7 protein-coding genes are annotated in these 10,374 nt (G+C 74.3%); 4 read left to right on the forward strand and 3 right to left on the reverse strand.

The features are described from left to right. Window positions 1-14 precede the first annotated feature (14 nt). From ACFXDE_RS30725 to ACFXDE_RS30735, 3 genes are all read left to right on the forward strand, one after another. Complete coding sequence (locus ACFXDE_RS30725; RefSeq protein WP_380497930.1) at window positions 15-950, forward strand: ABC transporter ATP-binding protein; 936 nt, start codon at window positions 15-17, stop codon at window positions 948-950. After that, window positions 947-2,614: an ABC transporter permease gene (locus tag ACFXDE_RS30730; RefSeq protein WP_380497931.1), complete on the forward strand. Its 1,668-nt coding sequence runs from the start codon at window positions 947-949 to the stop codon at window positions 2,612-2,614. Before ACFXDE_RS30725 ends, ACFXDE_RS30730 begins: the two co-directional genes overlap by 4 nt. 306 nt (window positions 2,615-2,920) lie before the next feature. Then, window positions 2,921-5,086 (forward strand): hypothetical protein, encoded by a 2,166-nt coding sequence (locus ACFXDE_RS30735; RefSeq protein WP_380497932.1) that lies wholly within the window; start codon window positions 2,921-2,923, stop codon window positions 5,084-5,086. Between the two features lie 12 nt (window positions 5,087-5,098). Here the strand turns inward: ACFXDE_RS30735 and ACFXDE_RS30740 are convergent, their stop codons facing one another. The 3 genes from ACFXDE_RS30740 to ACFXDE_RS30750 all read right to left on the reverse strand — a co-directional run bounded on the left by ACFXDE_RS30740 (window position 5,099) and on the right by ACFXDE_RS30750 (window position 7,574). Continuing rightward, window positions 5,099-6,178 carry a TolB family protein gene (locus tag ACFXDE_RS30740; RefSeq protein WP_380497933.1) on the reverse strand — a complete coding sequence of 360 codons (1,080 nt, stop codon included), beginning with the start codon at window positions 6,176-6,178 and terminating at the stop codon, window positions 5,099-5,101. Between the two features lie 77 nt (window positions 6,179-6,255). Continuing rightward, window positions 6,256-6,927, reverse strand: coding sequence for a histidine phosphatase family protein (locus tag ACFXDE_RS30745; RefSeq protein WP_380497934.1), 672 nt, complete (start codon window positions 6,925-6,927; stop codon window positions 6,256-6,258). Then, window positions 6,924-7,574 (reverse strand): class I SAM-dependent methyltransferase, encoded by a 651-nt coding sequence (locus ACFXDE_RS30750; RefSeq protein WP_380497935.1) that lies wholly within the window; start codon window positions 7,572-7,574, stop codon window positions 6,924-6,926. Before ACFXDE_RS30750 ends, ACFXDE_RS30745 begins: the two co-directional genes overlap by 4 nt. A gap of 295 nt (window positions 7,575-7,869) precedes the next feature. On the opposite strand from ACFXDE_RS30750, the gene ACFXDE_RS30755 reads away from it, so the two are divergent. Then, on the forward strand, window positions 7,870-10,218 hold the full coding sequence (locus ACFXDE_RS30755) for a glycosyl hydrolase family 18 protein (protein WP_380497936.1): 2,349 nt from the start codon (window positions 7,870-7,872) through the stop codon (window positions 10,216-10,218). Window positions 10,219-10,374 lie beyond the last annotated feature (156 nt).

The raw sequence follows: 10,374 nt of genomic DNA on the forward strand, positions 1-10,374 counted from the left end.
GTATTTTCGACAACATGACGAAGGCAATCGCCCTCTCCGGCCTCCGCAAGGACTTCGGCCGGACCACCGCGCTGGACGGTCTCGACCTCGACGTCGAGACCGGCGAGGTGCACGGCTTCCTCGGCCCCAACGGCGCCGGGAAGTCCACCACCATCCGGATCCTGCTCGGCCTGCTGCGCGCGGACGGCGGCACCGTCCGGCTGCTCGGCAAGGACCCCTGGCACGACGCCGTCGAACTGCACCGCCGGCTCGCCTACGTGCCGGGCGACGTCGAACTGTGGCCGGGCCTCACCGGCGGCGAGGCCATCGACCTCCTCTCCCGGCTGCGCGGCCGCCCCGACCGCCGCCGGCGCGACGAGCTCGTCGAGCGCTTCGACCTCGACCCCACCAAGAAGGGCCGCAGCTACTCCAAGGGCAACCGGCAGAAGGTCGCCATCGTCGCCGCCCTCGCCTCCGACGCCGAGCTCCTGCTCCTCGACGAACCCACCTCCGGGCTCGACCCGCTCATGGAGGTCGTCTTCCAGGACGTCGTCCGCGAGGCCAAGGACCAGGGCCGGACGGTCCTGCTCTCCAGCCACGTCCTCGACGAGGTCGAGAAGCTGGGCGACCGCGTCAGCATCATCCGGCGCGGCCGGGTGGTCCAGAGCGGCACCCTCGGCGAACTGCGCCACCTCACCCGCACCACCGTCGAGGCCGAGACCGTCCGGCCCGTCACCGGCCTCGACGCACTGCCCGGCGTGCACGGCGTGCGCACCGACGGCGCCCGGGTGCGCTTCGCCGTGGACGGCGCCGAACTCGACGCCGCCGTCCGCCGACTGAGCGAGGCCGGACTGCGCAGCCTGGTCAGCCACCCGCCCACGCTGGAGGAGCTCATGCTGCGCCACTACGGCGACGAACTCGCCGGCGAGCACCCCGGCGCGCCCGGCGCGGACGCCGGAGCCGCACGATGACCACCACCGCCGCGACCCCCGGCACCCGCCGCACCACCGCCGCCGGGCACCGCCCCGCCGCCCGCGGCCCGTTCGCCGGCACCGGCGCCCTGCTCCGCTTCGACCTGCGCCGCGACCGCGTCCGGCTGCCCGCCTGGGTGCTCGGCCTCGGCCTGCTCACCCTCGGCACCGCCAACAGCCTGCACGCCGTCTACCCGACCGCCGCCGACCGCGCCTCGATCGGCCACGCCTCCGCGAACCCCGCCGTCCTCGCCATGACCGGCCCCCGGCACTACCTCGCCGACTACACGTGGGGCGCCATGCTCGGCCACCGGATGCTCGGACTGACCGTCGTCCTCGTCGCGCTCATGAGCATCCTGACCGTCACCCGGCACACCCGGGCCGAGGAGGAGACCGGCCGCGCCGAACTCGTCCGCTCCGCCGCCGTCGGCCGGCACGCCCACCTGGCCGCCGCGCTCGCCACCGCCTCCGTCGCCGACCTCGCCCTCGGCCTCCTGCTCGCCGCCGGGCTGCCCGGACTCGGCGTCCCCGGCCTCACCACCGGCGGCGCCCTGCTGTACGGCGCGGCGCTCGCCACCGCCGGACTGCTCTTCGCCGCGGCCACCGCCGTCACCGCCCAGGCCACCGCACACACCCGGACGGCCTCCGGCCTCGCCCTCGCCGTGCTCGGCGCCGCCTACGCGGTGCGCGCGGCCGGCGACGCCGCCGACAGCGCCCTCGCCTGGGCCTCCCCCATCGGCTGGCTCCAGCGCACCTACCCGTTCGTCGACGACCGCTGGTGGCCGCTGCTGCCCGCGCTCGCCCTCACCGCCGCCGTCGCCGCGGCCGGGTTCGGGCTGAGCACCCGCCGGGACGTCGGCGCGGGCCTGCGCGCCACCCGCCCCGGACCGCCCACCGGCAGCGCCGCCCTCGGCACCCCCCTCGGCCTCGCGCTGCGCCTGCACCGCGGCCTGATCGGCGGCTTCGCGACGGCCCTCCTGCTCCTCGGGGCCATGTACGGCTCGCTGCTCGGGAACGCCGACTCGATGCTCAAGGACGTCGACCGGATCCGCGAGGCCCTCGCCCGGCTCGGCGGCCACAGCCTCGCCGACTCCTTCGCCGCGCTGACGATGCTCGTGGTGGCCGTCGTCGGCGCCGTGTACGCCGTCCTCGCGATGCTGCGCCCGCGGGCCGAGGAGACGGCCGGGCGGGTCGAACCGGTGCTCGCGACCGCCGTCTCCCGGGCCGGCTGGCTGGGCGGGCACATCGCGGCGGCGCTGATCGGCTCGACGGCCGTGCTGCTCGCGGCGGGCGCCGGGTTCGGGATCGCGGGGGCCGCCTCCACCGGCGACGGCGGCGAGTTCCTCCGGCTGGCCGGCGCGGCCCTGGCGTTCGCGCCCGCCCAGTGGGTGACGGTGGGCTTCGCCGCGGTCGTGTACGGGTGGCTGCCCAGGGCCACCGCGCTGGCCTGGCTGCTGCCCGCGTACGGCTTCGTGATCGGCTACCTCGGGCCGCTGCTGCGGTTCCCCGAGGGCCTCGACCGGCTCTCCCCGTTCGGCCACGTGCCGCGGCTGCCCGCGGCGGCCATGGACTGGACGCCGCTCGCCGTGCTCACCCTCGTCGCGGCGGCACTGATCGCACTCGGGCTGGCCGGGTTCCGGCGGCGCGACCTGGACACCGGCTGACGACACCGGACTGCACCAACACCTGCTTCAGGCAAATGAGTTGACGAGCGACAGCCAGCGGCGACGCCGGGTGTCAAGCCTCCCGGAGAGGAGAGAACGTGCCGATTGCGTGCGATCGGGGTCGCCCGCCCCGGGCGGCGCGCGCTCGGACGTCTGGCGTAGCCGGTGGGCCGGGGCGGGACGGGCCGGACACGGGCCCCTAGGGTCGCCTACGGAGGGTGCGGAGGGCCGTGAGCGAACGGGGGCAGGCGGCGCCTCCCGGCCCGCCTTCTTCCGTGCCATGCCGACCCTTGCTGGGGGACCACCATGTCCGAGCACGAAGGAACACCCACCGCCGCCCCGCGCATCGGCCGCCGACGCCTGCTGCGCGCGGGCCTCGGCGCCGGCGGCGCCCTGGCCACCGTCCGGCTGCTGCCCGGCCGGGCTCGGGCCGCCGCGCCCGGGCCCACCGCCGTACCGGTGCCGACCGGTGCGGCCGCCGCGGCGCAGCCCTGGCCCGAGTGGGCGCGCCACGCCCGCCTGGCCGACGGCACGTTCAACGAGGCCGCCGACATGCAGCCGGCCGTCGACGCGCTGAAGGCCCAGAACGTCAGCGTGATCGAGCTCGACACCATCCTGTCCGACTGGCACACCGACGCCGAGTTCGCGGCGCACATGGCCGACGTGACGACCTTCACCCGCCTCGCGCACGCCGCCGGCCTGAGAGTGGTCATGTACTACCCCTCGCTGGAGGTCATCTCCCCCGGCGGCCTCAAGGGCCGGTCCTTCTACAAGAACGCCGAGGGCGGAGCGTGGGTCCAGCGCGACCTCGACGGCAAGCCGAACGTCTTCTACGGCAACGTGGTGGTGTGGGTCGACAAGGACGACGAGAGCGTCTGGCTCAGCCCCGATTCCCCTTGGCGGGACTACTACCTCAAGCGGATCAAGCTCCTCGCCGCGACCGGCATCGACGCGATCTGGCCGGACGTGCCGATCTACTTCGACGGCGTGCTGTCCTGGTGCGACGCCTCCACGTGGGGCGCCGCGGCGTTCAAGGCCGACACCGGACTCGCCCTGCCGAGGGCCGCCGACTACAACGACCCGGTCTTCCGCGCGTACGTCGAGTGGCGCCACGGCAACCTCGCCCGGTTCCAGCTGGACATCGCCGCCGCCGCGCGCTCCGTCAACCCCGACCTGGTCGTCTTCTCCGAGACCGTCTCGATGGACTACCGCTACGCGACCACGATCGGCCTGGACGGCGCCTACCTCCGCCAGGCCGACGCCGGCATCAGCCAGGTGTGGGAGGTGGACGTCCTCGGCAACTACGACGGCATGCGCCACGCCACCGCCACCGACTGGACCTGCCTGATCTCGATGTACAAGTACGCCCGCGCCGCCAGCGGCAACCGGCCCGCGTGGGCCTTCTCCTCCGGCTGGCAGCCGGACGACGCCTCGCTCGTGCTCGCCCAGGTGATCGCCACCGGCTGCAACCCCTACGAGGTCAGGACGCCCTACAAGAACGAGGGCGTGGACGCGGCGATGCGCACCCGCGTCTACGCCTTCGTCCGGGCCAACGAGGCGCGCATCTTCGACGCCGCCTCCCTCGCCCAGGTGGGCGTCTACCACTCCAGCGCCTCGCGGGACTACGTCGGCCCCACCGCGGGCAACGGGATGTACGTCACCGTCGATCCCCCGGCCGGGGTCACCGACTGGTGGGGCGGCGGCGACCCGACGATGAGCTGCGCGACGATGCCGTGGCTGGGCGAGTTCCGCGGCACCGTCAAGGCCCTGGTGTACGCGCACGTCCCGTTCGACACCGTGACGAGCCCGGGGCTGACGGCCGCCGACCTCGCCCGGTTCAAGGTCGTGCTGCTGCCCAACCTCCAGGCCGTCTCGGACGCGGAGGCGGCGGTCCTGCGGGACTACGTCCGAGCCGGCGGCACCGTCCTGATCACCGGCCCCGAGCCCACCGGCCTCGACGGGCTCGGCGCCCGGCGCGCCGAGTTCGCGCTCGCCGACGTCCTCGGGCTGAGCCGGGCGGGCGAACTGCCGGACACCAACCGGAACGCGTACGGCGCCGGCACCGCGTGGTACGTCAAGGCCCTGCCGGGGCTGAGCTACCTCACGGGGAACGACCAGGCCTCGGCCGACCGGCTGCTGGCGCCGGTACGGCAGTCCGCGCCGCCGGCCGTCACCCTGGCCGGGGACCGCCGCATCTTCCTGGAGGCCCGCCGGCTCGGCGGCGACGTCGTCGTCCACCTCGTGAACTTCACCAACTTCGGCGACACCCAGGCCGACTTCCGCACCACGCCCGCCGATTGCACGCTCTCCTGCGCCCTGCCCGCGGGCGCCGCCGTCGCCTCGGTGACCGTCGCCTCCCCGGACGGCACCGACCCGGCGCCCGGGCCGGTGCCGTACACCGTCGCCGGCTCGACGGTCAGCGTGCCGCTGACGGTCGTGCAGTACTCGCTGGTCACGATCTCGACGCGGTAGCGCCGGCCGGGTTCACAGGCTCGGCGCCGGGATCCGCCACAGCGCCGCCGGGTTGGACTCGCCGCCCGGCGACGACTCGAAGGCGATCCACTTCCCGTCCGGGGACCAGCTCGGCGCTCCGTCGTAGGAGCCGTCGTTCCTGGTCACCCGGACGGGCTCGCCGCCGTCCGCCGCCACCACGAAGACCTGCGCGTTCGCCAGGGTGCCGGCGTTGGACGAGAAGACCAGGTGCCGGCCGTCCGGCGACCACGTCGCATCGGTGTGCTCCCCGGGCGAGTCGGTGACCCGGCGCAGCCCGGTGCCGTCCGCCCCGACCGTCCACAGGGCCCAGCTCTCGCTGCCGGCGTCGCGGCGCTGGAAGACGATCCGATCACCCTTGGGGGACCAGTTCGGCTGCCGGTTGTCGGTCTTCGTGCCCTTGCCGTCGACGAGGCGCACGGGCGCGCCGCCGCTCCGGCGGACCTTCCAGATCGAGTCCTGCTCGGCGCCGTCGCCGTGGACTGACGCGTGCTCGGGCTCCCAGCTCTGCTGGAAGACGATCCACTCGCCGTCCGGGGAGAAGCTCGGCTCGTTGAAGCCGCTGTCGTCGTCGTGCCGGGTGACCCGCTCGGGGGTGCCGCCCGGCTTCATCGTCCAGACCTCGTCGTGGCCGCCGTCCCGGTCGGTGGCGAAGGCGAAGGCGTCGGCGGCGGCGTTCCAGCTGGTGCCCGGGAGGTTGACGGCGGCCTTGTCCGGGTCCTCCAGCACCTTGCGCAGCGTGCGGTCGCCCTCCACGGGGAGCACGCCGAGGGCGGCTGCGCCCTTGTTGTAGCCCTCGGCGAACTCGGTGACCAGCACGGAGGCGCCGTCCGGGGCGAACGCGGGGTTCTGCGCGCTCTTCGTCCCGCCCGCCCGGTAGAGCAGTTCGGCGCCGTCGGCCCGGCGCTCGCCCGGCCCTCCGGGTGGCCCTCCGGTGGGCGACCCCGCGGTGGGCGGCGCGGCGGCGGCCGTGGACCGGCCGGGCTCCGGTTCGTCCTCCGAACCGGAGCCGCCGCATCCGGCGACCAGCACCACGGCGGTCGCCGAGGCGGCGATCAGCACACGAATCCTCATGCGCGACACGCTAGTTGACGGATCCTCAGGCGCGTGTACGCGAGATGAAGAGACGGTGCCCCGGCCTCTGCGGGGCCTCAGGAGTCGCCGTCCAGCAGGTGCTGGTGCACCTCCTGGAACGTCCACGGGCCGCCGGCCGTCCGGGAGAACACCCACACGAGGTCGAAGCGGTCCGGCCAGACCGCCGGCGCGCCGCTGCCCGTCGCGCCGAGGGCCTCCACGATCCGCGGGATGCGCCCGTGCTCCCAGCTGATGAGCACCGGCTGGGCGCCCGTCAGCACCGCCCCGGCGAGCTCGGTCTCCTGCGACTCGGCGTAGGTGATGTCGACCTTCAGGCCGAGCGCGGCGCCCAGCGGGGTGACGGTCTGCCGCATCCGGTGCGCGCCGGCGAGCGGGCCCTGGTCGGAGGCGGCGTAGATCCGGGCGGGCTTGCGGAGCCCGGTGGCCGGCGGGTCGAACAGCTTGGGCAGCGCCTTCGCCCGGGACCAGCCGCGCTCGGTCAGCGACTTGCTGTCGTGCTTGCCGTTCTCGTCCAGGCCCGGCGTGCTGCCGTCCGGCTTCTCGCCGTGCCGGATGATCATCACGAAGGCGTCGCCGCCGGGATCGCTCGCGCGGGCGGCGGTCGCGTTCGCGGCCTTGGCCGCCTTCTTGGAGTCGGACTTGGAGTTCGACGAGCAGCCGGTGAGCAGCACGGGCACGACCGCGGTCAGGCCGGTGAGCAGGGTGCGGCGGGAGAGCGGAGAGGTCACGCGGCACCCCGCTCCAGGCGGACCAGCAGGTCGACGGCGGTGCCGCCGCCGTTCTGGCCGTCGTCCTGACCCTTGTGCCCGGGATCGCCGCCGACCGGACGCAGGACGCTCTCCGCCCGGACGACGGTCAGGCCGTGGTCGGCGACGTCCGCGAGGACGTCCTCCGGGCCGTACAGGACGCGCGGGTCCTGCGGGCCGCCGACGCCCTCGGCGAGGTTGCGCAGGTCGTGCCCGATCACCAGCAGGGTGCCGCCGGGGGCGAGCGCGCCGGCCGCGCGGCGCAGGGCGGCGCGCCGGTCGCGGGCGGGCACCTGGAGGTAGGCGACCAGGACGAGGTCGTAGCCGGCGGCCGACGGGTCGAAGGTGCGGGCGTCGTCGTGGCGCCAGGTGAGCCGGTCGGCGACCTCGTCGGGCAGTTCGGCGGTGAGCCGTTCGGCGCGCTCGATGGCGACGGCGGAGAAGTCCAGGCCGGTGACGTCCCAGCCCTGGCCGGCCAGCCAGATCGCGTTGCGGCCCTCGCCGGCGGCGACGTCCAGGGCGTGGCCGGGCGCGCGGCCGGTCAGTTCGCGGACGACCCACAGGTTGGGATCGGCGCCCCACACCAGTTCCTCCGCGGCGTAGCGGTCGTCCCAGTCCTGGCTGTCCATGGCGAGTCCTCCGTTCGGCGGGCCTGCGAGGTACCGGTCAACTTACCGGTCCGCGCAAGCCTCACCCGGGAAGGGTCCGGCCGCTGGACACGACGGATCGGGCTCCGGCCGGGACCGGCGAGGGCGCGGCCGGGACCGGCGAACCCTTGACGCGGATTATTGGTCCAGTCCAATCTGTGGTACCGAGTTCACGCGCCACCCGCCCGCGCGCCCCCACAGCGCCCGGCACGGCTCCCCACGGCCCACCCGGGCCACCGCACCGCCGGAACCCCCACACATCCGGAGGACACACCGCATGCACGACCGCGTCATGCCCGCGCGCGCCGACGCGCACCGGGCCGCACCGCGCAGGCGGGCCACCGCCCTGGCCCTCGCGGCCACCCTCACCACCGGCACGGCCGCCCTCGCGCTCACCCTCGGCCCCGCGTCCGCCGCGACCGTCGACCTGCTGACCAACGGCGACTTCGAGACCGGCACCCTGGCCGGCTGGACCTGCTCGAACGGCTCGGTCGTCACCACCCCGGCGCACGGCGGGACCCACGCGCTCAGCGGGGCGGCGTCGGCCTCGGACACCGCGGAGTGCCGGCAGACCGTCGCCGTCCAGCCGAACACCGCCTACACGCTGTCCGGCTGGGTGCAGGGCAGCTACGTCTACCTCGGCGCCACCGGAGACGGCGTCAACTCCTCGACCTGGACGCCCGGGGCGACCGGGTGGAGCCGGCTGAGCACGAGCTTCACCACCGGGGCGACGACCAGCTCGGTCACCGTGTTCACCCACGGCTGGTACGGCACCGGCACCTACTACGCCGACGACCTCACCCTGACCGGCCCGTCCGGGCCGACCTCGTCGACGAGCCCCACGGCGACCGGCAGCCCCACCGCCTCGACCAGCCCGACCGCGTCCACGAGCCCGACGGCGTCCACGAGCCCCACCGCCTCGACCAGCCCGACCGCGACCGGCAGCCCGACTGCCACCGCCACCGGCACCGGCAGCCCCACCCCGACCGCCACCGCGACGGCGAGCGGCCCCGCCGGGGACGGCAAGGTCACGACCCCCACCGGCGTCTCCGTCACCAAGGTCACCGCCAACGCCGTCGTGCTGACCTGGCAGCCCTCCACACTGCCCTCCGGCGACGGCCCGGTCGCCTACAAGGTGTGGTCCAACGGACAGCTGGTCGCCACCTCGATGGGCACCTCGGTCGCGGTCAGCTCGCTGCTCCCCCGCACCGGCTACACCTTCAGCGTGCAGGCGTACTCCGGCGGCCACGCCTCCGCCCAGTCCGCGCCGGTGTCCACCACGACCGCCGACGCGCCCGCCCAACAGCCCGTCCGCTCGGCCTACTTCGACCAGTGGGGCATCTACGAGAACGCGTACTACCCGAAGAACGTCGACACCAGCGGCGCAGCCGGCAAGCTCGACGTCGTCCACTACGCGTTCGCCAACATCGACCCGACGAAGTTCACCTGCTTCCAGGCGGTGAAGGCCTCCGACTCCGCCAACGAGAGCAACCCGAACGCCGGTGACGGCGCCGGCGACGCCTACGCCGACTACCAGGACGGCTACACCGCCGCGAACAGCGTCGACGGCACCGACGACGGCTGGGACCAGCCCCTCAAGGGCAACTTCAACCAGCTGCGCCAGCTCAAGGCCAAGTATCCGAACCTGCGCTTCACCATCTCCATCGGCGGCTGGACGTACTCCAAGTACTTCTCCGACGCCGCCGCGACCGACGCCTCCCGCAAGGCGTTCGTCTCCTCGTGCGTCGACATGTTCCTCAAGGGCGACCTGCCGACCGGCGTCGCCGGCGACGCCTCCGGCGGCCCCGCCTCGGCGGCCGGCATCTTCGACGGCGTCGACCTCGACTGGGAGTACCCGGCCTCGGCCGGCGGCCACACCGGCAACCACTACTCCCCCGCCGACAAGCAGGACTTCACCCTGCTGCTCAAGGAGTTCCGCACCCAGCTGGACGCCCTCGGCGCCGCCCAGGGCAAGCGCTTCCTGCTGACCGCCGCCCTGCCCAGCGGCCAGGACAAGATCGCCCAGCTGGAGACCGACAAGATCGGCGCCTACCTGGACTACGCCGACGTCATGTCCTACGACATGCACGGCGCCTGGGACGCCAAGGGCCCGACCAACCACCAGGACCCGCTGCACGACAGCCCGGCCGACCCGACCACGCCGATCACCCCCGGCACCCGCAAGTACAACGTGGACACCATGCTCGCCGCGTACACCACGGGCCTTCCGGAATACGGCATCCCCGGCGGCTTCCCGGCGAACAAGCTCGTCCTCGGCATCCCGTTCTACTGGCGCGGCTGGACGGGCGTCCCGGCCGGCTCGAACCACGGCCTGTACCAGAGCGCGACCGGCCCGACCGCGGCCAAGCCGCTCAGCCAGGAGGCCGGCCTGGCCGCCTGGAAGGAGCTCGACCCGACGGCCGCGAACACCCACTGGGACCCGGTCACCGAGAGCAGCTGGGTCTACGACGGCACCGACTTCTGGACCGGCGACACCCCGCAGGCCATCCAGGCCCGCGGCGCCTACGCCAAGGGCAAGGGGCTGGGCGGCATGTTCGCCTTCTCCTTGGAGAACGACGACGCCTCCGGCACGCTGCTGAACACCATGGACAGCAGCCTTCATTGACGGATCGTCAGAAATGAAACAGGGCCGTGGGGGTAGCCGCAAGATCCCCACGGCCCCCCCGCCCCGGGGTGGGGAGTGGCCGCCGCCCCCCGTGTGGTGGGGGGAAAGAAAGGGGTAAGGCGGGGGGGGGTGGCGGGCGGGACCCGCCAACCGGGA

This window comes from Kitasatospora sp. NPDC059408 (assembly GCF_042751525.1).
Taxonomy (GTDB): domain Bacteria; phylum Actinomycetota; class Actinomycetes; order Streptomycetales; family Streptomycetaceae; genus Kitasatospora.